The sequence below is a fragment of the Actinomycetota bacterium genome (assembly GCA_030018275.1).
Lineage (GTDB): Bacteria > Actinomycetota > Aquicultoria > Subteraquimicrobiales > Subteraquimicrobiaceae > Subteraquimicrobium.
On record JASEGB010000005.1, the window covers coordinates 1 to 25,443 of the forward strand.

Sequence of the window (25,443 nt, forward strand, 5' to 3'; positions counted from 1 at the left end):
AATCAAACTCCTTTAAGGGGGTTTGGACTTGACAAAGTTAGTCTTTTCATAGATGAAAAGTGAAGAATACTCCCACTAGTTGCCGGTCACTAAAAAATATTTTAAATATAGCACTTATCATAGGAGCGGGTTTATTACTCTATAGTGTATTGGTTTTTATTACACCTTCGGTCCAAGATTTTTTTATCCCCTTTATCGTTGGTCTCTTCGTGGGGTTGTTCGTTAAAGATTTGGGGAAGGGAACACTTTTAGGGTTCACAACTGCTTTTATTGGATGTTTTTTGTTTGAATATACACCTACCTTATTTTACCTCTCATTCATTCCTAAAATCGGTCCCTCTCTCATTCAGGGCTTGATTGCCATATTAGGTAGTGCATTCTCTGTAAAACTTTGTATGGCTGGAAGGCGAAAATTCGTTCTTTATTCATTATTGATTTTCATTCTTTTATCCTTCGTTGTGAATGCTACCATCTTTAATACCTTTGTACTCAAGAGGGTCTCCTTTGAGCCTGCCCCTGAAGGATACGCCTTCGATGGATTCCTTTACCTCAAGACTTTTTACCTTATGAAAAGAGGGCATGGCTACTATCGAGCCTTCGGGATGGCTTTCGATCAAGATCAAAGGTTAACTGGTACTCCTCCAGCCATTTTTGGTTGGCGATTACCGACAATTTTCTGGATTTGGTCAACTCTTTTGCCCGCCAATGGTACCTATCTCAATTATCATAAGCAGTTCGAAAGCGCCCTTTTTGCTCTTCTAGCCGTTTTGACCAGGGAGCTGATGATATTTGTTCCCGTAGCTGGTTTATTGGCTAGTGTCTCATCGAGGGACAGGAAGAGGATAATTATCTGGGTTTTACCTTTGGTGTGCTTCTCAATTTTCTTCATGTTCCATTATTTTTCGGTAAAACCTAAGTTGGTGCACACGCCCTTCAATTTATCTGCGTGGTTGCATGGAGGCTTAGGATTCGTCAAATCCACTCTTGGTTTCGGTTTGAACTTTTTTGCAAAAGGGGAAATGCTCAAATTCCTTCTTCTTTTCTTGGCTCTATTCGGTGTCTTAACGCTTCCAAGAAGAGTCGAGAAGATTTTTATGGCTTTGCCTATTGCTCCCCGTATTTATATTCTTTATCGTGGGTGGTCCCTGGAGAGATTATTGGGGAATTATTATTTATATGCCATTCATTCTCATTTATACCCCGATGTTCTTTGGAAATCTCTCCCGATATCTTTTATTCAATCCAAAAGTCCATTCCAGTAATGAGGGGGGATGTTCAAATTAAAATTTTGGTGACTGGTGGGGCGGGTTTCATAGGTTCGTATGTTGTCGACGCTTATTTAGCCCAGGGACATGAGGTTATCGTTCTGGATGATCTTTCCACTGGTAAGAAGGAAAATTTAAATCCATCCGCCAAATTTTATGAGATGGATATTCAGGATGAGAATTTAATCGATGTTTTTGAAAGGGAGCAACCGGAAGTGGTTAATCATCATGCAGCTCAAATTGATGTCCGAAAGTCGGTGACAGATCCGAAATTCGATGCTCGAGCAAATATCTTGGGGACGATCAATGTTCTTGAGGCCTGTGTGAAATGCAAGGTGAAAAAGATTATTTTCGCTTCATCGGGTGGCGCTGTCTACGGTGAACCTCAATATCTCCCTGTCGATGAGGTACATCCCAAAAAACCCATCTCCCCCTACGGAGTGAGCAAGCTTTCCGGCGAATTTTATATTCAGGCTTACCACGACGTCCATGGGCTTAAATTTACAATCTTACGTTACGGGAATGTCTATGGACCGCGCCAGGATCCACTTGGAGAGGCGGGCGTTATCGCCATCTTTTGTTCTCAGATGCTTGAAGGCACGCCTCCCAAAATCTTTGGCACGGGTGATCAGCTCAGGGATTACGTATATGTCGAGGATGTAGTCGAGGCCAACATCATTGCACTATCGGGGGGAGATAATGTGGCGGTAAACATTGGGACGGGAATTGGGACTTCGGTCAATGAACTTTTCAAGAACTTAAGTAGCATTATTGGTTTTGCCCAAGATCCAATATATTGCCCTCCCCGACCCGGCGAGCTGGATAAGATATTTCTTGCGCCGGACCTGGCTCGAAAGGAACTCGGTTGGGAACCAACCACGGATATTATGAAAGGTCTGGTGCTTACGATGGATTATTTCAAGAATAGAATTAAAGTTCGACGAGACTAGGGCATTATCCCTCTTTAAGGAATCCATCCAAAAAATTTTCTCAGTCTCATTTACGGAGAGAAGTTCTTTGAGCCTTTCTCTTTGACAACTTTTGGATTTCCATTTCTTACCCTTCAATCATTCTGGTGGACTGCACCCAGGGCAGACAAACCCCCTTCTTTCTCTAGCAAGATAAATTGTAGTGCTTCCTCCAACAGTATCTACTTTCTCTGGATACACCTGTGGAAGATTAAGCCAGTTTGCTATAATATCTATAGACATCTATTAGCCTCCTTCTCTAAAGATTCTTTTCGTTGCCCTTTAGATTCTAGGAGACTTTTAGATGTCTTTTAAATTTTCAAGGTACCTTAGTGGGATCTACCCACTATTTTTGGAGAAGAGCCTTTAAATTCTAAACAAATCTTTAAGTTTTATCCCTGCCTGGCTCTTTTTGCTCCTAGCCGAATAAAAATAAGGAATAGAAAATGGCTAAACTAAAGGTTTTGACGGTCTTTGGCACGAGACCAGAAGCCATCAAACTCACCTTAGTTTATTAACTTCCAAACTAGGCCGCCACGAGAATTCTGTTATATTTATACAGAAAATGGAGTTTGCCCCTTGTTCTGTTGTTTTGTTACAGAAAAAATGGTAAGCTATCACCGAACAGAGAAATTTTACCTCAATAAATTAAAAGGAACGGAATTTTTAAATGAAAGCTGATGCACATTTGGCAAAGGCTAGAGAAATTCAGGCAAGTATCAATGTTCTTAAAATGAATGGAGCTGAACAACATGTTGTGAGCATTGTGGAAATGGTTTACGGCGTGGCCCAACATCTTATCTCCTACGGGATGGAGCAAAAATATGGCAAGCATTTAGATAGTCATGTGGGGTTACCTCGAGAGCTGCGGCTTTTGGATGAAGATGAAATTGCCCAAAAATTTGAGCGCTTGGATACTCTTCGGTATGGTCGGTGGTACGGTAAGCAAGGAAATGGCAAGATAGTCAAGGAATGTCTAAAGCTTCTTTCGGATATTGAAAGGTGGGCTATAAAGTGATTCCTGAAGCTTTCCGGCCAGTAATTATAGACTTTGTTTCGGAAGCGGAAAATATTCCACACTTAATTTGTGCTGTTCTCTTCGGCTCTGTTCTTACAGGAGAGATCTCCAAGAAGAGTGACATTGATATCCTTCTCCTTTTCGATACAGACCATGACCCTGCAATTGGGAAGGAAGCTGAGCTTTCACACCAAATAGCCTCCAAAATCTTGAAAAAATATGACTTTCCAAACTCATTCTCTTTTGTGTTTGTTAATATCAGTGATATTTCGGAGACAGATAGTACCTTCCTTTGGGAGGTAGCCCGAAGCGGCATCATTATTTGGGCTCCTGCCAGAATGGAATTACTGCGAACTCCCCATGCAGGTTTGGAACCTCAAGTGCTTGTTTTATATTCAATGAAGGGACTTAAAAGTAAGGACAAAGTGGCTTTGAATCGAGCCTTGTTTGGGTACAGAGTAGAAAAAACCATAAAAGAGAGAAAATATATAAGTCAAAGAGAGGGAATAGTCTCCAAAAAAGGGAGAAAATTAGGACCAGGCGCGGTGCTCCTGCCGGCGCAGGCTTTGGAGGAAATCATCAAATTACTTAAGGCCCGCAGGGCTCAGTTTTCTTACATAAAACTGTGGATTTAAGTTCTGTTACAAAAAGACAGAAACCAAGAAATTTACTATTTTCTGTTTTATAGTAACAGAAAGGAAGGCTTTCTGGCGTATAAGGCGGAATGGGAAATTAGGAACTAGTAAACTAGAGTTTGTAAAAATGCGAGATTTCAAACTCAGGTAATAATTTGCCTATAAATTTTTGGGAGAGAAAATGGCTAAACTAAAGGTTTTGACGGTCTTTGGCACTAGACCAGAAGCCATAAAACTTGCACCGGTGATCCCCCATACTATGACCTTGACATCATGCAACCCGAGCAAGAATTATTTGATATCGCTACAAAATCGCTTGCTGGTCTAAAGCAATCTTGCAGACCTTTTTGTATTTCCCTCGTTGTATGAAGGTTTTGGGCTTCCTCCCCTTGAAGCAATGGCTTGTGGTACACCTGTCGTCGCTTCAAACACATCAGCTTTACCTGAAGCAATAGGAGATGCAGGCATAATGGTAAATCCAAAGGACACAGAGGCACTAGCTCAAGCTATGATTAGAGTTCTCTCAGATCAGACCCTTCAGAAAGAAATGGTTTCAAAAGGACTTGAGAGAGTGAAAATATTTTCCTGGGAAAAGACAGCCAAGGAAACTCTTAAAGTTTACGAAGAGTCCTGTAAGAGTTGATTAGATATGAGAATAGGGATTGATGTATCGCCAGCGGTGCATCAACAAGCAGGGGTAGGTAGATACACTCAAGAGCTGGTAAAACATCTTTTAAAAATAGATAATGAGAATGAATACGTACTTTTCTACTACTATTCTGGAAAAGACCCCAGACCTTTCGCTGAATTTCCTAACGTTCGGCTCAGGCCCAAGTGCATCCCGGGAAGAGCTATAAGGCTAGGGTTCTTCGCTTTACATAAACTTCATCTAAATGCAAACTTCCTTATAGGAGATGTAGACATTTTTCACTCGCCAGATTGTGTTTTGCCCCCCTTAAGCTTTAAATCTATTCTAACTATCCATGACTTAACCTTTCTCCTATATCCCCAGTATTATACTTGGCTAAATCGAACTCATCTTAACACTATGACTCCTCTTTCTGCCAAAAAGGCACTTAAAATCACCGCCGATTCTAAAAACACTAAACGAGATGCCATCAACTTACTTAAGGTACCCAGTTCAAAGGTGGAGACAGTGTACCCAGGAATAGATGAAAGATTTAAACCTGCAAAAGATAAGAAATTAAGGGCTTTCAAGCTCAAGTATCAACTCCCCGATAAATATATACTTTTTGTGGGGACTCTCGAACCTAGAAAGAATGTTATTACGCTAATTGATGCGTTCTATAAATTGAAAGAATCAGAAAGTTTCAAATACAAATTGGTGATCACTGGCAGAAAGGGATGGCTATATAAAAATATTTTTCGAGAAATACACAAGCTTAATATGTCAAATAAAGTTAAATTTACTGACTTCATCCCAGACGAAGAGCTGCCTACTCTCTACAGCGGTGGAGATTTATTTGTCTATCCTTCTCTCTACGAGGGATTTGGTCTTCCTCCCTTGGAGGCAATGGCTTGTGGTACCCCAGTTATCACATCAGATACATCGTCTCTCCCTGAAGTGATAGGAGATGCAGGAATTCTCATTAACCCCGAAGATACGCAGGAACTCGCCAATCGAATGAGGAAAGTGCTCACTGACTCAGAACTACGTAAGGAGTTATCCCGAAAAGGATTGGAACGAGCAAAGCAATTTTCCTGGGAGAAAACAGCTCGCCAGACTCTTGATTTATACAGAGAAGTCGCCGAGGAGAAGATATGAAAATAGGAATAGATGCTCGGATGATAGATTGGGCTGGGGTAGGGAAATATACCTTAAACCTTCTAAAATCCCTGGCTCAACTAGATTCAGAGAACGAATACATTATTTTCTCTAATCAAGAAAGCGAAGAGCTTATCCCAGAAGCTCCTAACTTTCATAAAAAAGGGTAAATATCCCTCTTACCTCACCACTTTACTAACCCTTTTGGATAAGAAAACTTTCTAATGAGGTGAACTGGTTAATAGGTGACTGGAAACAAGTAAATGGTAGGGGAGCAGGATGTCGGATGAGAGACGTCGATGTCCAAAGTCCAAAGTCTAATAGAAAATGTAATCTTTTTCTGTAATACATTGAATTGTAATACATTTTATCGTAATATTTATAGCTGAGGTGATAGAAATGGAGAAAACACTACCTATTTCACTTGCTCGTCCTCAATTAACTCGGTTAATTGCAGAACTTGAGAAAGGCGGTGAACCTATTAAAATCACTCATCGAGGAAGGGTAGAAGCAGTTCTCATTGGTGCTGAAGACTATGATAGCTTGATAGAAACGCTTGAGATTTTGAGTGACCCTGAGGCAATGGAAGCTATTAAGGAAAGTGAAAAAGACATAAAAGCTGGGCGGCTTCATCCCCACAAAGAAGTTTTCAAAACAAAAAAATGAACTACGAGTTACTTTACACAGCCAGAGCTAAAAAAGATATTAAAAAGCTCAACAGCCAGTTCCTTGATAGACTAGAAAGAGGCCTTCTCGCAATAGGTGAAGATCCAGCTAGAGGTAAGCCATTAACTGGTAGCTTAAGGGGGTTGTGGTCTTATCGTATTGGTAAGTGTCGTGTAATCTACCATCCAATAAAAAAAGAAGGGATTGTAATAATCGAGCACGTAGGTTACCGTAAAGAGATTTACAAGAAACGATAATTAACAAATTTGTCAATTATCATGGAACAGGTCTTCCTCTCGCCTTTAGTGTAAAAGTTGAAATCTCAAGAAGAATAACCCCCTTAAGATACGAGTTGAAGCTCATCACTAGCCCAACCACTAATCTGCAAGTTCTTATTAATGTCCAAACATAAATACTTACCCCAAAATTCTGGAGGAGGAGAATATGATTAAATTTAAAAAAATAGAGCATGATCCAAGAGGGTTTTTCCCAGAGCTCATTGAAATGTTCAAGCAAGATGAAGAGGTCATAGCGGTTTATCTTTTCGGCTCGTATGCTACAGGGAATATTGGTCCTTTAAGTGATGTGGATATAGCAGTTTTATTGAATCCGAAGTTTCCCTCCGAATCTTATTTTGACAAAGAACTTGATTTGCTTTTGAAGACAAGCCACATTTTAAGGACAGATGAAGTCAATTTGGTCATTCTCAACCGCGCTCCTTTCTCCCTTGCCTATGGCATCTTTAGCGAAAACAAATTGCTTTTTTGCCGAAATGATCTGGAAAGAGTTAAATTCGAGACCAAAATAGTCGATGGATATCTGGATTTTAAACCACTTTTAGAGGAGAACTATCGCTATCTTTATCGTCGCGTTAAGGAGGGGAAGTTCGGTGTTAAATCTTGAGATCGTCAATTCTCGTCTCAAAAGACTGGAGAAATGTGTCCAGAGGCTCAAATCAGTGGCGATGGTGGATAAGGAAAGATTTCTAGGAGATGAAGACCTCCAAGATAAAGCAGAGCGCAATTTCCACATCGCCATCGAGTGCTGTTTGGATATTGGAAACCATATCATATCCGCCTTAGGCTTTAGAGCGCCCAAAAATTATGGGGACATTTTTAAAGTGCTTGGAGAGGAGAAAATTTTACCGGAGGAATTTTCTAAAACTCTAGGAAAAATGGCGGGTTTCCGGAACATTTTAGTCCACGATTATCTTGAAATAGACCTAGGGGAAGTTTATAAGAATTTACAAAAATTGGAGGATTTTATCGTATTTGTACAGTACATTTTAGAGTTTATCGAAAAAGAGAGATAGAGGGAAAGTGCGTATAGGTATTGATGCTCGGATAATAGATTGGGCTGGGGTTGGTAGATATACCCAAAATCTTCTGAAATCTCTCAGGGAAATAGATGGGAAGAATGAATATATCCTTTTTTGTGATCAAAAAAGTGAACATTTAGTACCAACCGCTCCCAATTACGATAAAAGGGTAGTAGAGCAGCCGGTACTCTCCCCACTTTATCAGTTCAGTTGGAGTAGGAAGTTGCGGCGGGCAGATCTGGACGTCTTTCACTCTCCTCACTTCGTGTGGCCCTATATTACCCCCTGCCCCTCGGTGGTGACCATCCATGACCTCATTCCCTTAATTTCGCCGGAAGTTATGCCCTCACGCCTTGCCAGGATTTACTACCGCTGGATGAACAAGCGCGCTACAAGCAGGGCAAAGAGAGTAATCGCCGTCTCTAAATCCACGAAACAGGATTTAGTTCGCCTCCTTGGAGTATCTGAGGCAAAGATAAAGGTCATCCAAGAAGCAGTCGATGAACGATATAAGGTAGTCAGGGACAGGGAGCTCTTAAAGACCATTAGGGGAAAATATGACATCAAGCAAAAGTTCATCTTAAATGTGGGAAATCCAAAACCTCATAAAAACTGGTCGAGGTTGATTGAAGCATTCTTCAAATTGATGCTGGAGAGCAGGAGGAATTATCAGTTGGTACTAGTGGGTCCAAAATATTCCGAGCATTCTGAGATCGATCATTTAATTAGGAGATCTGGTCTGGAGAAGAGGGTTACATTCACGGGCATCATTGGAGAGGAGGATTTGTTGCTCTTATATAATGCCGCTGAGGTCTTTGTTTTTCCCTCCCTCTATGAGGGTTTTGGGCTACCGCCCTTGGAGGCCATGGCCTGTGGTATCCCGGTTATCTGCTCCAATACTTCCTCTCTATCCGAGGTGGTTGGAAATGCGGCTCTGATGATCGATCCCTATAATGTAAGCGAAATTGCTGAAGCCATAGGGAAAGTCCTCACCGATAACTCCCTACGAGAGAAGCTGAGAGAGAGGGGTCTTGCCAGGGTGAATAAATTTTCGTGGAAGAAGACCGCTGAGGCGACGCTCAAAATATATCGGGAAGTGGGAAAATAGATGCAAGTATTGATGATCAATAAGCTTTATTATCCAGTGATCGGTGGGGTGGAGAATCACCTTTATTTGCTATGCAACGAATTAAAAAAGTGCATCGATGTCAGGGTACTTGTATGCAACACCGAGTTGAAGACCGTTATAGAAAAGCTGGATAACCTCGAGATAATAAGGGTTGCCAGCGCCGGAATACTGTTTTCCATGCCCCTTGGTTTCACTTTTCCCCTGTGGCTCAGACGGCTTGAAGCCGATATAATCCATTTTCACCACCCCTTTCCCCTCGGTGAGATATCCTACCTGCTGACCTGCCTGCCGGCAGGCACGGCTAAACCCAAGGGGAAGATCGTGATAACTTGGCACAGCGATATAATCCATCAAAAACACTTCTTGAAGTTCTATGAACCTTTTTTGCTGAAACTCCTCGAAAGAGCCGATAGGATTTTGCCCACGTCTGCCAATTATATCGAGTCATCTCCCTTTTTAAGACGTTTCAGAAATAAATGTCAGCCCATCCCCTTGGGAATAGGTGTGGCACAATTCAAACTCACCCCGGAAATTGAGAATGCTGCCGCCAGGATTCGAGAAAAATATGGCTCAAAAATTCTTCTCTTCATCGGTCGCTTGGTCTACTACAAGGGTGTGGAGTATCTAATCGAGGCCATGAAGTATATCGATGCGCACCTGATAATAATTGGAGAAGGACCGCTGGAGAATAAGCTTAAGGCTTTGGCTTATAAGGAGGGAGTCACGGGAAAGATATCATTCTTAAAACCTGTGAGGGATGAGGAATTGCCCCATTATTATTACGCTTGCGATGTTTTCGTCCTCCCATCCGTCGCCCGAAGCGAGGGCTTCGGCATCGTCCAACTTGAAGCCATGGTTTGTGGCAAGCCCGTGGTGAGCACGAATCTTCCCACGGGTGTCCCTTTCGTGAACCAGCATCAAAGGACGGGATTGGTTGTCCCACCCAAGGACGTTCGAGCCTTAGCCGAGGCTATAAATACTTTGCTCAAAGACCCCGATTTGTGCAAAAAATACGGGGAGTATGGAAAAAAGAGGGTGGAAAGGGAATTCACCAAGGAAATCGTAGCCCAACGGGTATTGGAAGTCTACGGGGAACTTATTTGAAAGGCTGGAACTAAAGGTAAGAATGATTAAGAGGAGGCAGGAAATTTCGAGCGATATATTTAATAAAGCAAATAATGGTAAATTTTAGTGTGGGCTGAAAAATGCGAGGTTAAAGATGTCCAGGTCGAAGTGGTTAGTGATTTCTCTGATAATGGATGCGATTCTCGTTAATGTGGGCATCATCCTTGCATTCCTTCTACGTTTTGGAGGAGAGCTTCCCCCTTTTAACTTCAGAGCTTACACCAACCTAGCCATCTTCATCACCATTATTCAAATCGGGACACTCCACGTATACGACCTTTATAATGTGGAGAAGATTCAGGGTGGTTGGGACATCCTCTATGCCGTATTTAAGGCTGTCTCCTTAAGCATGCTGTTAACGGTTGTTCTGACCTTTTTCTACCGCTTTTTTTCCTTTCCCCGTACCGTTCTGTTACTCTCCTGGGTTCTTGTCATAGCCCTCATCTCTGGTTGGCGGGTATTGGTAATGAAGGTCATAAATATCAGTTGGCCTATCCAGCGTGTCCTCATAGTGGGAACCGGTGAAACTGGTCAAAAGATATTAAGGGAACTTAAGGCCCGATCCAAGTGGGGTTATCGAGTCGTGGGACTGATCGATAGGAGTCTGGCAAAGGTAGGTCGGCGGTTCCAGGGTGTTTCGGTTGTAGGAACCATAAGGGACATCATTCCCATAGTGAACAAATATAGAGTGGATCGGGTCATAGTTACCTCACCCGTTAGGCAACGAGAACTCATAGAGGGTCTCGCAAAATCTAAAGAAACCCACGTTAGAGTGGAAGTGGTACCCGAACTTTACGAGATATTTGTGGGAAAAGTGGATCACACACTGGTCAGTGACATTCCTCTCGTGAAGCTCACCAAGGATCCGATTCCGGCATGGGTTAGCCTGGCAAAGCGAGCCATGGACATCATTTTGGCCCTCATACTATTGATCCTTGTCGCTCCTTTGATGATTTTGGTTGCGCTATTGGTGAAGCTTACATCCCCGGGTCCCATTTTTTACGTACAGGAGAGAGTGGGTGAGGATGAAGAGCTCTTTAAGGTGTATAAATTCCGGACCATGATTCAGGAGGCGGAGGAGGAGAGTGGACCCATTCTTGCTGTGGAGAGGGACTCTCGCATCACACCGGTAGGGCGATATTTGAGGCGATTTCGAATAGACGAGCTCCCTCAGTTATTCGATATTCTCAAAGGGGATATGAGTTTTGTGGGACCTAGACCCGAGCGTTCCCATTTCGTGAAAGAATTCAAGAAAAAAATCCCGGGCTACACGGAGCGATTCAAAGTTAAACCAGGTGTAACCGGTCTTGCTCAGATCAGTGGCTCCTATGCCACCACCCCCGAAAATAAATTAAAATATGATCTTATTTACATTTACCACCAATCATTATTCTTGGATATAAAGATACTTTTACACACCATAAAGGTTGTTTTGACAGGGAGAGGCGCCCGCTAACCTTAAAATTTAAAATTCAAATTGTAAAATGCAAAATGACAATCCAAAATTCATCATGACTCTTTCCATCGGCTTGTACTCGGCACAATTTAAAAATCCCATAACCAATTTGTTAGCCAGGGCTCAATCAGCCTTTCGCATTGAAGAGAGCAGTGCTGGCTCCCGTCTTGAGATCTGGAAAAGTGCTTTAAAGATGATCTCCACACGTCCCGTGTTTGGCTTTGGACCCGATACTTTCAGATTGGTATTTCCTGGATTTCAAACCTTGAGGTACATCAAATTGGGTGGGAGAACTACCGTTGCCGATAATGCCCATGATTACCCTCTTCAATTGGGTTCAACCCTGGGTATCCCAGCTGTGGCAATTTTCTTGTGTTTACTCATAATTTATTTCTTGAAGAGTCTTCCACTACTGATCACCGGCGATATCGCAAAGCGTCCCTTATACACCGGATTTGTCGCAGGGGTATGTGGATATATGATTCATCTATTATTTGGTGTAAGTGTCGCGGGTAGCACCACTTTTTTATGGATATTTTTGGGATTGATTGCAGCCCAAATGCCCAATTCGGTCTTAGCCTACAAGCAAATCCCTCCTTTTCGAGCTGTTATTCTGGGATTCCTTTCTATCTTTGTGCTTGGGATTGCCGCCGTTTCCACTCTTCCGTACTTCGCCGACATTCATTTCGCCCGAGCCTGTGACCTCGCTCAAAGTGGTCATTTCAAAGCGGCCATAAATGAAGACCAATTGGCCACTAGATTTTATCCCCATTTGGATAGATATTGGTGCCATTTGGGCACGATGTATCTCAATCAAAGCAAGCTCAAGAAGGATAAAGTTTTATTCAATGATGCCATCCGGGCTTTTGAGAGGGCTAAAAGGACCAGTCCGCTTGAGGTTGATAATTATATTTTCCTGGCTCATGCTTACAGATATGGTGCTCGCTCCGAGTATGGGAAGTCTTACAAATCCATCTACTATGCTAAAGCCATAAAGGAACTCAAAATGGCTCTGAAATTGAAACCTCATTCTTCAATCGCCTTGGGCTTGCTGGGTATTTGCTATCTGGAAATGGGGCGGGAAGAACGGGTCTTGAAAACTTTTAAGAATATGGTGAACATTGATCCTAAATATCCAAAGGCCCACTTTTACCTCGGATATTGCCATGAAAAATTGGGAAATGTGAAAAAAGCTTTAAGAGCTTATAGGACCGCTATGACTTTAAAACCCGATTACGAAGAAGCCAGAAAAGCGTATATCCGTCTCAGAATTTCCATTTGATTGGTATTCGTGAAATCAAAATTAAAAAAATTATTGGATAATTTTAGAAAAAAAATTGAAGGAAAATGACGATAATCTTAGAATTAATATAAAGACTTTGAGAAAAAAAGCACAATTCAAACCATTTATCTAAGGAAAGGAGGGAAGGACATGGTTCGTTGGCCTGATATGAGCAATCCCGCCACGCGCCTGAAGGTGATATCCATCGTCCTCATGGTGGTGATCATCATCGTGGCCATTGCAGCTAGTGCTTTGGCTTTTACGTGCACTCCTACCTTCTGTGCGGATATATGCCACAGCATGAAGGCCGATGCTGAAGCTTGGCGGAAGTCATCCCATGCCCATGTGAATTGCCTCGCTTGTCACGTCGAACCCGGATTATTCATGCTCATATTGGATAAGATAAAAGCGAGTAAAGGGGTATACTTTGAAATTACGGGGACGTATCATAAACCCATTAACGCTCACAGCCATCTCGCTGAGGAATTGCCCAGCCATCCCTGTGAACGGTGTCACGCCATTGAGAAAAGGAAGGTGACGTCCTCTCCGGGGGTGATCATCAACCACAAGGTTCATATCGAAAGACACATCGGTTGTGCCTATTGCCATAACCGTGTGGCTCATCCCGATATGAAGGAATATGAAGATTTCATGGCCATGGAGGGATGCTACAGGAAGACAGAATGCCATGGTCTCGTGGGTGCCAAGGCTCCTGGCAAGTGCGAGGCGTGCCATCCACCGGGTTTTGAACTGAAGCCCAAGAATCATCTCGTAGCCACTTTCCTTCTGGTTCCCAAGCCAGGTGTGAGAGCTGATCATGCGAAGATGGCCAAAGAGGAGAAAAAGTATTGTGAAATGTGCCACCTCGACAAGTTCTGCACCGACTGCCATGGCATGGAGATACCTCACTCGGAGAAGTTCGTCAAGAAAGAACACGGACCAGTGGGCAAAGCAAAACCCCAAAGCTGTATGAAGTGTCATCCCGAGCCGAAGTTCTGTGATGTTTGCCATCATGAAGGGTATAAACCTGAACTCGGTCCAATGGCTTCAAAGGGTCATCCACCCCTTGTGCGGGAGAAGGGAGCGGAGTCGTGTTTCAAGTGTCATGGTCCTACATACTGTGCTCATTGTCACGTGAAGGGAGAAAAGTATCCCGCAATAAAAGGCCCATAATTCCTCATGGAGATTCGTCTGGGAGATTTGTTTTCTTATCCAGACGGATCTGAACGGAATAGTACGGAGAGAGTGTCCAAATGAACACTCTCTAATTTCTTGTGAATTTAGGCACAAGTTCATCGATAGTTGGGTTAATATTGGATATCATAGAGGCACTAATAGTTCCGGTAATCGTCACATAAGGAGCTGATTCAAATGTTCTGGAGAAGAGGGAAGTACTTATGGTTATTTTCTATTATTTCCCTGATTATATTCATGTGCTCTCTAATTGGCTGCGAGGTAAAGTCCGTTGAAAAACCGAAACCTGAAAAGGAAGTTGTAAAGAAGGCTGTAAAACCAAAACCGCCCAAGATTTCGCCTGAAGGTGGTCTTCCGCCAATAGAGAAAGGTTTCAAAGATTGCACTTTTTGCCATGGCAGTATCGATTTCGGACAAGTTAAGGAGAAGATATTCGATAGAAAGCTGTTGACCTTTTCTCATGTTCCTCACATTAATATCGGAGTAAAATGCTCAACATGTCATAAGCTCCCTGTGCACGTTAAAAAAGGGGTAAACCGCCCACCTATGCAGATATGCTATGGTAGTGAGTGCCATAGTTTAACTCAGGCAAAAGCTCCTGGCAAGTGCGAGGCGTGCCATCCACCCGATTTTGACCTGAAGCCCAAGAATCATCTCGTAGCCACTTTCCTTCTGGTTCCCAAGCCAGGTGTGAGAGCTGATCATGCGAAGATGGCCAAAGAGGAGAAAAAGTATTGTGAAATGTGCCACCTCGACAAGTTCTGCACCGACTGCCATGGCATGGAGATACCTCACCCGGAGAAGTTCGTCAAGAAAGAACACGGACCAGTGGGCAAAGCAAAACCCCAAAGCTGTATGAAGTGTCATCCCGAGCCAAAGTTCTGTGATGTTTGCCACCATGAAGGGTATAAACCTGAGATGGGTCCATGGACGAAAGTTCATCCCGCATTTGTTGAGAAAAAGACGGCTGAATACTGCTTTAAATGTCATGATTCTTATTCTCCTTTCTGTGCAGAGTGCCATGTGCGAATGTTCCGACGATAAGTGATATTTGCATCGATTGATTCTTAAAGAGTGGACTATTTCAGTGTGAGGAATAAGAAGTGTGTCCAGATGGCTGAGGGAAAATGAAAAGAAAAAAAAATCCCACAAACTACCATAGCGCGTTTACCTCTTTATCTTCGCTATCTTTTGAGGCTCGCACGCAAAGGATTGCGGATCATCTCCTCCTATGAGCTAGCGGAACATGTAGGCACAAATCCTGCTCAACTAAGGAAGGATCTATCCTATTTGGGTGAGTTTGGCACTAGGGGTGTGGGTTATGATGTAGCTGAGCTCATTCGACAGATTTCGAAATGCCTTGGACTTACGAAGGAGTGGAAGATTGCCATAGTGGGCATGGGAAAGCTCGGTCCCGCTCTTTTGGGATATAAGGGTTTTGAGCAGGAGGGGTTCAAAATTGTAGCCATTTTTGATAAGAATCCAAAGAAGATAGGAAAGAAAATGGGAAATTTGGTGGTTTCTGATGTCACTAATCTTAAAGAAGTGATTGAGAAAGTTGGAGGCGTTGACATCGGGATAATCACCACACCCGCATCAGCGGCTCAAAAAGTTGCCAATCAACTCATCGAGGCCGGCGTTAGGGCCATTTTAAACTTTGCCCCAGTTACTTTGGGAGTGCCTTCCAACGTGGTCCTGCGGCAGGTGGATTTAACGACAGAATTACAAATCTTATCCTTCCACCTTACATGAGATTCAAAATTTTCCTCTATATGTTGCTGTGAGGCGAATCGGAATTTACGGATATTTTTGTCAAACCAGAAAAGAGAAGTTGATGCTGGCACTCACAGTCTTCTTTTTCATTTTTTCATCCTTGTTAATTCCCTCCAACGCTAGAGCTGTTCTTGAATCACCCCTTGGATTGGAATGGATGTTTACTAAAAAAGGGCAACTTTATTCTCCTCCAATCGCCAAGAATTTGATGGTGTATGTAGGCACGGACAATGGTGTTCTCTACGTTCTTAAGGGCTTCACGGGGAAGCAAAAATGGCGATACGACACCCATGAGGATATTCGTTGTTCCCCAGCGGTCGAGAAGGGTGTAGTTTATCTGGGTTTAAATAATGGCAGCTTGATCGCTCTGGATGCCTTCACTGGCGAAGAGAGGTGGTTTTATGAGGAAAAAACTTCAGGTCCATTGCCGACGGAATTTGTTTATTACTATGCCCCCACTCCCGCTGTGATGGGTGATACCGTAGTACACAGTTCCCCCGGGGGGAAGGTAAATGCCTTCGATGCTGAAACAGGTAGCCTTAAATGGAGCCACAGCACCAAAAGTTCCTTTGTCTCCGCCCCCATAGCTGCGAATGGAATGGTCTATGTCAGTTCCATTGATGGCAAACTCCAAGCTCTTGATATCGATTATGGGGAGATAATATGGAGCTATGCTGACTTGATAAGTTGTGATTGTTCGCCGGCCGTCGGCGGCGACATGGTATTTCAAGGTTCAGCTGATGGTAAGATATATGCTTTCGATGCCAAGAGTGGGAGGATAATATGGAGGCACCATAGCCTTGAGGTTGCCAAATGCATTATCGTGGGCAAGAACATGGTCTATTTTGGTTCCTCCAATGGCAATCTCCACGCTCTCGATATGGATACGGGACAGCTGAAATGGAGATTTATAACGGAAGGGTCGGTGCTTTCCACTCCAACGTTTGATAATGAGTTGATTTATCTGGGCTCAAATGACGGGAAATTATATGTAATCGGTGCATATACCGGTGATTTACAATGGGTTTATGACACTAAAGGCTTTTTCGTGACTTCCACTGCCATTACCCATGAAATGTACTATGTGGGAGCGACCACGAAAGAAGATGGCTTTCCAACAATCGTTGTGACCGCCTTCAAGAAGGGCAGTTTTCCGGGCACCGAAATTTGGGTTGGAGGCCGGAAAGAGGAGACCTTTGCTACGTGGCTTATAAACTATATAAGTAGCGGGACCAGAGGGGTACTTCGGGGGAAGGAGCTAAGTATGCATCGGATATTGGATATCGCTTCCTATCCCCTGGGTTTTCCGGTACATTTAATGGGGCGTGCCTCTACCGAGTTTGTGGAGTCATGGGAGCTTCCCCATCACTGTGGGAGAATCAATAAAATGTTCATCGAACTCGCCTCGCTTATCTCCATAAGCGGCTACATAAGTTCTCTCGTCCTTACGCCTCTTAATGCTGGGGCAAGCATCGGTTTTCTCATTTATACTTGGATTATAGCAATGCTCCTCTCCGTGCTTTACTTTCAGGCGAAAGGGTTACTTTTTGCGGGCATATCCGTGAATAACATCAGTCGGATGAGAATCGATCTAAAAGAGCTCTTTATTTTAATCATCCGCAACTATCCTTTAATCTTAATTTATTTCTTGATGACAGGTGCAGGACTTTTTGCTTGTGCGCTGTTAACCGGTTTATTATCTTACCTTCCCCGGTTTTGGTTTTTTGTTCTTCTGGGTTTATCTCTATGGGTTTTGACCATCTTGATTGGTAGTCTCGGTCGGGGCTTGGGACTCGCCCTTTATAAAAGTCGTGAAGAAAAAATTCCTTTGAAACTGATCGGTGCACTCAGGGAAATTAAAGGTTGTTTTGGCAGATTGATCGTCTTTTCCCTCTGGCATTTTTTCCTGCTCATCCTAATTTCCTTTGGCTTAAGCATGGGTCAGGCACGGGGTTCCTACCCTATGATCATCGGAGGTTTCATTGGTACCATCATTTTTGTTTTAACCGTTTTCATGGATGCCTCGGTTGTTTTGGAAGACAGAGGTCTTCCCGATGCACTTCAAGCCAGCATCCACTTCTCCCTTCGCAATTTACCATGGGTAATAATATACTTAACCTTGGTGGGTTTAATTTTACTTTTGATTTCCATTCCTTTGAATTTCCTTCGGTCTTGGATGGGAATGATGATTTCGGTTTCCTTATCCTCACTGATCTGCGCTCTTCTCGTCCAAATCCATGCCTTTTTCTATTTATCCTGGGGAAGGAAAGTTGAACAAGGATAAAAACTTGGGAGGAAAACGGAGTGATGGCCTGCCTGTCGGCAGACATGGCAAATTCAAAACCATTTGGGATGGGATAATCCATTGGTCCCTCTTTCTTTTGGTTTTCCTCTTTCCCCTCCTGGTTAATCCCTTCTTACCCCCAATTTTTACATTACCTAAGCTCACTTTCCTTAGAATACTCACCATAGTTATGTTATTTGCTTGGTCGGTCAAAGTTATTAAATCGGGGAGGATAAGATTCATTCGTACAACTTTGAATATTCCCGTCTTAGCTCTGGCCTTCGTTGCCATTCTTACCACCATCACCTCGGTGCATTTCCTCACGGCATTGTTTGGGGAATACAGCCGGTGGGAAGGTTCACTAACCTTCCTCAACTACCTTTTAATTTTCTTCATTGCGACGAATTTTGTCAGCGAAAGGAGGCAGTATGATCTCCTTCTCTTTGGGTTGCTTCTTTCCGCTTCTCTCGTCTCGATCTTAAGCATCATAGAACAGCATTGGACCAATTTTCTTCTCCTATATCCCAAGGTCCACTGTCCGGCTGGATTGGGGAAGCCGAGTGGATTTGAAATGGCTCGATCCTTCGCCACCTTTGGTAATCCCATGTATCTTAGCGCCTATTTAACATTGGTACTCCCCTTGGCGCTGGCTATTTTCATGAAAGGTTCTTATCCCAAAAGGTTAAAGGTGTTGCTGCCCCTTTCCATAACTTTGATGCTCATCTGTCTGGTCTTTACCTATGCTCGAGCTGCCTGGCTTGGATTCGCCATGTCTTTCTTATTTATCGTATTTTTAAGTCTTCGAGATATTTGGGCAAATAAGAAGATGGTCTTAGTGTTCATGGGCATGGCCCTTATTTGTGCTCTTTTTGTCAATATCCCCTCGAAGTACAGCGCTTATACTATTACCCAGCGAATGACCTCAATCGTTCAAATTGAGGAAGGAAGTGCCGTGCCTCGCTTAAAGATGTGGCGACAGACACTCCCCCTCATCGCCGATCGTCCATTTCTGGGTTCAGGTGCCGATACCTATAAGTTGGTTTTCCCCAAATACAAACCCAAGGGCTGGGTAATTGCTTTTCGTCAACCTCTACTCGATAAAGCCCACAATGATTTCCTACAGGTGGCGGCAACCATGGGACTATTGGGATTGGCTGCGTATCTTTGGTTCCTTGGCACTTTCTTCCTGAAGGGAATCCGCACCATAAGCCAGACCGAGCATAATTATGAAAGAGCATTACTCATTGGGGTCATTGCTGGAGCTTTGGGCTACGTCGTTCAACTCCAATTCAACTTCAGCCATCTTTCGGTAGCTCCTCTTTTCTGGCTCTTTGCCGGTCTAGCCTGTACCATTCAGAAAAATCGGAAGTGGGAATGGAAAATTTTCGCGAAATCAAGGCGGCTGGCGTGGATAATCTATGGAGCTTCGGGGCTCATCGCCCTTCTTCTCATCCTATGTAGTCTCATTCCTCTGATTGCAGACACTTATTTTTCCAAGGCACTAAACTACCAGCATGAAAAGCGATTAGAGGAGGCAATTTCCTGCTATGAACGAGCTGCCTCTTTGTATCCCTTGGAAGAACTGTACCTGTATTCGCTGGGGAGGGCATATTCCACAAAGGCTTTTTCCGCTAAGGATCCAGAATATGCTCGTCTTTATATCATTTTGGCAGCCGATGTCTTCAATAGATCCCAGAAGCTCAATCCTTGGGATGAAAATGCTTTCTTTTACGCTGGGAATATGTATCTTCGAGCGGGAAAGGTGCTCCACAAAGGGATGTTTGCCAATGCCATAGAGGCTTACAGCCGCGGATTGAAGCTCAATCCCACGAGCGCGGATGCCCACCTGAATTTGGGAGTTGCCCTTGCCTATCAGGGCGACTTTGAAGAAGCCATTTCCCAATGGGAAAAAACTCTGGCCATAGATCCCGGAAAGGTTGATGCCCATTACAATATTGGATGGGTCTATGAAAGAATGGGTCTGCTCTCCGAGGCTAAAAAGGCATATCAAAAAGCTCTTGAGATAAATCCATCTTATACGGATGCCAAAAGAGCCCTCGAACGCCTGCAAAATCCCTGAACTCCTCTGAAGCAAAATACCATCTGATGTGGGTTTCCTTTACATTTCCAGCCCATTCTGGTATCTTTGTCCATGCAATTTGTGAATGAATTCGCTTAACACCCAGACCTTCTTAAGGAGGAATCATGCCATCAGAGGAAACCCAAGCTCCAGATTCAGCTGAGAAAGTCAGTCCGATACTTGCTGGCATAATTTTCCTTCTTCTCATTGCCATTTTGATACTGGGGGTAATCATAGTTAAATCGGTTTTCTTTGGGCCTAAGGTCCCTCAAACTGCTGCGGAACGGGATGTATTGAAGTACGAAGCGGAGGTCAGAGTCAATCCCAGGGATGCGGAAGCCTACACAAACCTCGGGTTTGCCTACTTTCAATTGGGGAAGAATGAGCAGGCTATCAAAGAGTTAGAGAAAGCCATCAAGCTAGATCCCAAATCGCCCACGCCGCATTATTACCTCGCCCTTGTTTATCAAGCACAAGGCAATATTGAGAAGGCAATCGATGAGCTGAACCTAACCCTTAAACTCGACCCCCAACATGAGCTGGCTTACTTTTGTTTGGGGAAGATATATTTTGAACGAAAAGAATACGATAAAGCGGTTGAAGCTTTCAAGAAAAGCATTGAGATAAGTCCGGTAACCGCGGATACCCATTATTATCTGGGGATGACTTATGAGAGGGTGGGACAGAAGGAATTGGCTATAAAGGAGTATCAAGAGGTGTTGAAATACTTGCCGGATCACGAGGAAGCCAGACGAGCTTTAAGAAGGTTAAAAGGGGGAAAGTGATGACGGCGGGGCATAAAAAGTGGGTATATATTCTATGGGCAACTATAGTTTTAGTTCCCCTGGTCATTGCAGCTATCTACTTGGGTTCTTTAATTAGGGGAAAGACTATACAAGATGAGGCAGCTGAGTATGGAAGAAAAGGGGTGAAACTCTTTAGGGAAGGTAAGTTAAAGGAGGCTTCTGAAGCTTTTGAAAAGGCATTGGAGCTCAATCCCAAGGACGCCGGAATACATTATCAATTGGCCATGACTTATGAAAACATGGGGAGGACAAACCTGGCGATCAAGCATTATAAAAGTACCATCCAGTTGATGCCCAAAGCTCCCGAACCGCACTATAATTTAGCTGCAATGTATAAATCCCGGAATGAATTGGATAAGGCCATCAAAGAGCTAAAGATAGCCATCGATCTCAATCCTAAATTTACGGGCGCATACTTAACCCTGGCTGAATATCTTGCCTTAAAGGGGAAACTCGATCAAGCCGAAAAATACTATAGAGAAGTCATGCGAATTGGCAAACAGAGATTCGATCTTGTCGAGGCACACAATGGATTGGCAAAGATTTATATAGAGAAGGGAATGGTCGATGCGGCGATAGCAGAGTGGCAAAAAACGCTGAAATTGGATCCGGAGAATAAAGAAGCACGACGGGGGATCAAAGAACGTGGAGGGGAATAGGAAGGAGTTATTTAGATTTGAATAGCGAACCCCAAAAAGGGTCTCGAGAGCGCGAGGCACCAAAAACAAGCACAATACTGTTGATCTCATTGCTGGTTATAATAACAGCTTTAACTCTGTATTTTCTTTTTGTTTTCCTAAAGAAGCCGCCGAAACCCGTTGTCCCACTTGCCGTCAAGTTATGCCTTTCATGCCATACCGAATTAAAAGCGAAGCTAAAGCTGGATTATACACATCTGATCTTTAAGCGGGGAGAATGCATCGTTTGTCACATTCCCCACAATAAAATCAAGAAAGTGAAACTTAGAGCGGCTAGGAAAGAGCTTTGCCTTGGCTGTCATCAACCAATCGCTCAGAAGCTGGGTAAGCTGTATACGCATCTTCCAGTGACCAAGGGTTTCTGCATCGATTGTCACGATCAACACGCATCTGCTCATAGGTATATTCTGAGACAGTCTCCCCAGAAGATCTGTACCGCCTGCCACCCAATCTTTCCGGATCTTAAGCTGGCTCAGGTACATCCTCCTTATGAAAAGGGTTATTGTGCCGACTGTCATGATCCCCATGGCTCAGATCATAAGGTCATGCTGCGTATGGCGCAAAATCCTTTATGCTTCATGTGTCACCCCACAGTCGCTCCGGATATTTTAAAACCCGTTCAACATCCACCATATTTGCAAGGCGGCTGCACGGAATGTCATCATCCTCACGCTTCGAATATTAAACCTCTGCTTTTGGCTGTTGAGCCCGATGTCTGTTATTTCTGTCATGAAGATATTGCAGGGGAAGTGCAAAGACCATCTCATCACCCCATTGGTCTCACAATCGTGTGCTGCGATTGCCATTCCCCCCACAGCTCCTATTTTTCCAATCTCACACTCGCCTCCGGCAATGACTTATGTTATTTATGCCATCCGAATATAGAGAGAAACTATGTGACCTGCGCCCACAACTTCGTCAGCTGGAGAAGGGAAGAAGGTTTTTGCACAAATTGTCATATGGTCCACGGTTCTGACTTTGCCCCTCTATTACTTTACGAATCCATCACCCTTTGCAAGTCCTGTCATCCTTTAGGTCCACATAGATGGAGCGACCATCCCTATGGCGATGGCTATATAGATCCACGGAGGGAAACACAACTTACCTGCGCCAGTAGCTGTCATGATCCCCATGGAACGGGCAAGGTGGCTATGGTTCGCTGGTACCCGGATGAGCTTTGTTTGATTTGCCATCCCTGGAGAGAACTCCCTTAATGAAACTCCGGCTCTCAGCCATCAGCTATCAGCTGATATATTTAAAAATTAAGGCTGGAAGCTGGAAGCTGACAGCTGAAAGCAAAATGATGTAATATTTTTTGTTATAATTGCTTATAATGTAGAATCGAATGGAATACTGGAGGAAGCATTGAAGAAACGGCACTTTTTAATCATCGTCCTCATCATCTTGCTCCTAATTTTGGCTGCTCTTCTCTATCTTTACCTCACTCTCGTCCGTCCCTCTCAAAGGGTTGTAACCCCAAAAATAAAGGGAATCGAGCACCTATTTTCCATATATGGATATGGAGACAAGCCCGATCAGCTTCTTTCAAGACCCAGCGGTGTAGCCGTGGATGAGAAGGGGAATATCTACATAGCTGACCAGTATAATGATCGAATTTTGGTCTTCGATAAGAAGGGGAAGTTCCTGTTTAAGTTCGGCGAGAGGGGAAGTGGTCCCGGTCAATTTGAGCGTCCCATGGGTATAGCTGTAAGTCCCAAAGGGCGCATTTATGTAACCGATAGACAGCAACACAAAGTCCTCATCTTCGATTCCAAGGGAAAATTCATCAAGGAATTCAGGGTAATGATGCCCCTAATCCCCAGGGTTGCTCACAATAAGCTTTATCTCACCACTTATGGTCACGTCATAATCTATGATCTTGACGGTAATGAGCTGGCAAAATGGGGAAGGAGGGGAAGGGACAAAGGAGAGTTTGATTTTCCCAATGGAATTGTCATTGGGAACGAGGGCAATGTTTACGTCTCCGACTCAAACAATTTAAGACTTCAGGCTCTCGATAAAAATGGTGAGGTCTTGTGGGTTGTTGGTAAGCCTCCTAAGGATATTTGGGCTCTCGAGCGACGCTTTGGACTCCCCGCGGGACTTGCCATAGATGAAAATCAAAAGCTCTATCTCGTAGATGCCTTCCATTATTCTATAAGGGTGTTAACGAATAAAGGCAAAGAGCTGGCAAACCTAGGTGGTGAGCCGGGGGACAAACCCGGACAGTTTTATTATGCCGCAGATATTGCCTATGCTGGCGATGGTGTTTTTGTGGTTTCTGATAAATATAACGATAGAGTTCAAGTGGTGAGAATAACCGTTGAATAGTATTAACATTAGAAACAGACCTTTAGGAGTTCATCTCCTGCAATTAATTTTCCCAAAAAAGAGGATTTAACGGAGGGAAGTAGAATAAGGTTATGTGACTGGGTTCGCAACCATTTTGGGTATAATAATGTATAAAAGGGGCACCAGAAAAGGAGATTAGAAAGGAGGTGTAAGGGTGAGAAAATTCATAGCATTGTTCGTCACGATAGCCTTTGTGCTTACCATATCTGGTGTTGCCTGGGCAGCGGGCTACAATGTGCCTCTGCAATATAGGAGACCCGTTTATCCCTCGGGACCCCACGGTGACTATGCGGATACCACCAACAAGTGCAAGGATTGTCACGCGGTTCACCTAGCCCAAGGTCAGTGGAGACTCTTAAGGGACAACACCCGAGCCACTGCATGCGATGCTTGCCATGGAAGCGGTGGACTGAGTGTAATTATCATCACCACCAATGAAGAGGGTCACACCATGGGCTACACTGGTACTGCACCTGACGACTCTGATCCTGCTTGGAGCGTCACCAGTTTTGGCTGCATGGATTGTCATTCTCCCCATGACAATAACACCGTCGTACTAACCGGTAAGGAAACGAGCAAGCTACTCAAGGCGGATCCAGACCCAGGTGAGGCTCTGTACTGGACCGGCACAGGTGATGAGAGTCAATGGTGTTCCGACTGCCATTCTGCAAACTATGGACTGCACACAGATGTTAAGTACATGGGTGCAGGGAATACAGTTCCAAGATACGGTCATGACTGCAGTACTGCTGGTCCTCATGTCACTGCCACTTATCCTTGTGGTGCTCCTGATGGTTGCCACGGCCATCCTGATTTCCCGGCAGCCCCGGGCAAAGTTTCATTCCCAGATAATGATTATCCAAGTGGTATGGCACCAGATGGAAATGATGGCCCAACCTGTAGGCAGTGCCATCAAACTGATGGAATCCCCGGCGTTTGGCCACACCGCCAGGGTACCAATCCAAACACAGGAACAGTAACATCAAGAGATATGCTGAAGAATACTTTTGATGCATCCGCGGATAAATTGGACGACGTCTGCAACGATTGCCACTTCACGCCCTCATTGCCCTAATCGAGTTCAAATATGAGTAGCGCGGGAGTTTGTCTCCCGCAATAGTCCTTAGGTCGGGATTGCTTTGCTGGACGGCAGGTAAAACATTTTGGGCGGAAATAAACTCCGCCCCCTAATTTTTGTCCCTTGTAGGGTCCACCAAAACCGTAGGAACAGACCCTTAAGTTTGTTAGGGGTCAGTGCTTTCCTGCAATTGAGTCCCCGTTTGCATTGATATATACTAATCATTAGATTAATGGCAGAAATGGATTTTTATCAAGATAGTGAGTTAGGGGAGAAATTTGGGGGAAGAAGGCAAGAAAATTGACATCAATGTGGAGAAGGTGATCTTTTGGTTTTTGTGGCTTTGGTTTTTCTTCTTCCATTGGCTCAAAATCCCTTCGGATTCGATGCTTGCCAAATCACCAAGCTAACTCTGTTAAGGTTTTGACCATTCTAATCCTCGGCGTTTGGTTGATTAAAGTCTTCTGGGAACAAAGGATAGTGTTAGTCAAAACCCCGCTGATCTTCCCATTTTGACCTTTGTTCTTATT

The 25,443-nt window shown here is 43.8% G+C and carries 24 protein-coding genes and 2 pseudogenes; 25 read left to right on the plus strand and 1 reads right to left on the minus strand.

Going from position 1 to position 25,443, the window contains the following annotated elements; all coding sequences use genetic code 11:
- The first annotated feature begins 281 nt into the window (after positions 1-281).
- Both QMD66_02890 and QMD66_02895 read left to right on the plus strand, forming a co-directional pair.
- Entirely contained in the window at positions 282-1,262 is a 981-nt protein-coding gene (locus tag QMD66_02890; protein ID MDI6821810.1) for a hypothetical protein, read from the plus strand.
- Between the two features lie 17 nt (positions 1,263-1,279).
- On the plus strand, positions 1,280-2,215 hold the full coding sequence (locus QMD66_02895) for an NAD-dependent epimerase/dehydratase family protein (GenBank protein MDI6821811.1): 936 nt from the start codon (positions 1,280-1,282) through the stop codon (positions 2,213-2,215).
- 117 nt (positions 2,216-2,332) lie between these two features.
- Here the strand turns inward: QMD66_02895 and QMD66_02900 are convergent, their stop codons facing one another.
- Positions 2,333-2,476 carry a hypothetical protein gene (locus tag QMD66_02900; protein ID MDI6821812.1) on the minus strand — a complete coding sequence of 48 codons (144 nt, stop codon included), beginning with the start codon at positions 2,474-2,476 and terminating at the stop codon, positions 2,333-2,335.
- A 427-nt stretch (positions 2,477-2,903) separates the two neighbouring features.
- Between QMD66_02900 and QMD66_02905 the strand changes: the two genes are divergently transcribed.
- From QMD66_02905 to QMD66_03015, 23 genes and pseudogenes are all read left to right on the plus strand, one after another.
- Positions 2,904-3,251 (plus strand): hypothetical protein, encoded by a 348-nt coding sequence (locus tag QMD66_02905; GenBank protein ID MDI6821813.1) that lies wholly within the window; start codon positions 2,904-2,906, stop codon positions 3,249-3,251.
- Entirely contained in the window at positions 3,248-3,886 is a 639-nt protein-coding gene (locus QMD66_02910; GenBank protein MDI6821814.1) for a nucleotidyltransferase domain-containing protein, read from the plus strand. Before QMD66_02905 ends, QMD66_02910 begins: the two co-directional genes overlap by 4 nt.
- A gap of 181 nt (positions 3,887-4,067) precedes the next feature.
- Positions 4,068-4,216 (plus strand): annotated as a pseudogene (locus tag QMD66_02915) (UDP-N-acetylglucosamine 2-epimerase (non-hydrolyzing)).
- A gap of 7 nt (positions 4,217-4,223) precedes the next feature.
- Positions 4,224-4,529 (plus strand): annotated as a pseudogene (locus QMD66_02920) (glycosyltransferase family 1 protein).
- Between the two features lie 6 nt (positions 4,530-4,535).
- A complete protein-coding gene (locus QMD66_02925) occupies positions 4,536-5,672 on the plus strand; it encodes a glycosyltransferase family 1 protein (protein ID MDI6821815.1) in 1,137 nt (378 codons plus the stop codon).
- Positions 5,669-5,842, plus strand: a complete 174-nt coding sequence (locus tag QMD66_02930; GenBank protein MDI6821816.1) for a hypothetical protein — start codon at positions 5,669-5,671, stop codon at positions 5,840-5,842. The genes QMD66_02925 and QMD66_02930 overlap by 4 nt, the downstream gene beginning before the upstream one ends.
- Positions 5,843-6,071: 229 nt before the next feature.
- On the plus strand, positions 6,072-6,338 hold the full coding sequence (locus QMD66_02935) for a type II toxin-antitoxin system Phd/YefM family antitoxin (GenBank protein MDI6821817.1): 267 nt from the start codon (positions 6,072-6,074) through the stop codon (positions 6,336-6,338).
- Between the two features lie 444 nt (positions 6,339-6,782).
- Positions 6,783-7,241, plus strand: coding sequence for a nucleotidyltransferase domain-containing protein (locus QMD66_02940; protein ID MDI6821818.1), 459 nt, complete (start codon positions 6,783-6,785; stop codon positions 7,239-7,241).
- Positions 7,228-7,650: a DUF86 domain-containing protein gene (locus QMD66_02945; GenBank protein MDI6821819.1), complete on the plus strand. Its 423-nt coding sequence runs from the start codon at positions 7,228-7,230 to the stop codon at positions 7,648-7,650. The genes QMD66_02940 and QMD66_02945 overlap by 14 nt, the downstream gene beginning before the upstream one ends.
- Positions 7,651-7,657: 7 nt before the next feature.
- Positions 7,658-8,764: a glycosyltransferase family 1 protein gene (locus tag QMD66_02950; protein ID MDI6821820.1), complete on the plus strand. Its 1,107-nt coding sequence runs from the start codon at positions 7,658-7,660 to the stop codon at positions 8,762-8,764.
- A complete protein-coding gene (locus tag QMD66_02955; protein MDI6821821.1) occupies positions 8,765-9,889 on the plus strand; it encodes a glycosyltransferase in 1,125 nt (374 codons plus the stop codon).
- 115 nt (positions 9,890-10,004) lie between these two features.
- Positions 10,005-11,366 (plus strand): sugar transferase, encoded by a 1,362-nt coding sequence (locus QMD66_02960; protein MDI6821822.1) that lies wholly within the window; start codon positions 10,005-10,007, stop codon positions 11,364-11,366.
- 28 nt (positions 11,367-11,394) lie between these two features.
- Positions 11,395-12,648, plus strand: a complete 1,254-nt coding sequence (locus QMD66_02965) for a tetratricopeptide repeat protein (GenBank protein MDI6821823.1) — start codon at positions 11,395-11,397, stop codon at positions 12,646-12,648.
- Between the two features lie 150 nt (positions 12,649-12,798).
- The gene (locus QMD66_02970) at positions 12,799-13,821 is read left to right on the plus strand and encodes a NapC/NirT family cytochrome c (protein ID MDI6821824.1); all 1,023 of its coding nucleotides are present in this window, start codon (positions 12,799-12,801) and stop codon (positions 13,819-13,821) included.
- 198 nt (positions 13,822-14,019) lie between these two features.
- Positions 14,020-14,886 carry a hypothetical protein gene (locus QMD66_02975; protein ID MDI6821825.1) on the plus strand — a complete coding sequence of 289 codons (867 nt, stop codon included), beginning with the start codon at positions 14,020-14,022 and terminating at the stop codon, positions 14,884-14,886.
- Between the two features lie 99 nt (positions 14,887-14,985).
- On the plus strand, positions 14,986-15,594 hold the full coding sequence (locus QMD66_02980) for a redox-sensing transcriptional repressor Rex (GenBank protein MDI6821826.1): 609 nt from the start codon (positions 14,986-14,988) through the stop codon (positions 15,592-15,594).
- A gap of 178 nt (positions 15,595-15,772) precedes the next feature.
- Positions 15,773-17,899 (plus strand): PQQ-binding-like beta-propeller repeat protein, encoded by a 2,127-nt coding sequence (locus QMD66_02985; GenBank protein MDI6821827.1) that lies wholly within the window; start codon positions 15,773-15,775, stop codon positions 17,897-17,899.
- Complete coding sequence (locus tag QMD66_02990) at positions 17,886-19,979, plus strand: tetratricopeptide repeat protein (GenBank protein MDI6821828.1); 2,094 nt, start codon at positions 17,886-17,888, stop codon at positions 19,977-19,979. The genes QMD66_02985 and QMD66_02990 overlap by 14 nt, the downstream gene beginning before the upstream one ends.
- Positions 19,980-20,104: 125 nt before the next feature.
- Positions 20,105-20,764: a tetratricopeptide repeat protein gene (locus tag QMD66_02995; protein MDI6821829.1), complete on the plus strand. Its 660-nt coding sequence runs from the start codon at positions 20,105-20,107 to the stop codon at positions 20,762-20,764.
- On the plus strand, positions 20,764-21,444 hold the full coding sequence (locus QMD66_03000; protein MDI6821830.1) for a tetratricopeptide repeat protein: 681 nt from the start codon (positions 20,764-20,766) through the stop codon (positions 21,442-21,444). Before QMD66_02995 ends, QMD66_03000 begins: the two co-directional genes overlap by 1 nt.
- 17 nt (positions 21,445-21,461) lie before the next feature.
- Positions 21,462-22,697: a cytochrome c3 family protein gene (locus QMD66_03005; GenBank protein MDI6821831.1), complete on the plus strand. Its 1,236-nt coding sequence runs from the start codon at positions 21,462-21,464 to the stop codon at positions 22,695-22,697.
- A gap of 151 nt (positions 22,698-22,848) precedes the next feature.
- Positions 22,849-23,814 (plus strand): 6-bladed beta-propeller, encoded by a 966-nt coding sequence (locus tag QMD66_03010; protein ID MDI6821832.1) that lies wholly within the window; start codon positions 22,849-22,851, stop codon positions 23,812-23,814.
- A gap of 175 nt (positions 23,815-23,989) precedes the next feature.
- A complete protein-coding gene (locus tag QMD66_03015; protein MDI6821833.1) occupies positions 23,990-24,910 on the plus strand; it encodes a hypothetical protein in 921 nt (306 codons plus the stop codon).
- Positions 24,911-25,443 lie beyond the last annotated feature (533 nt).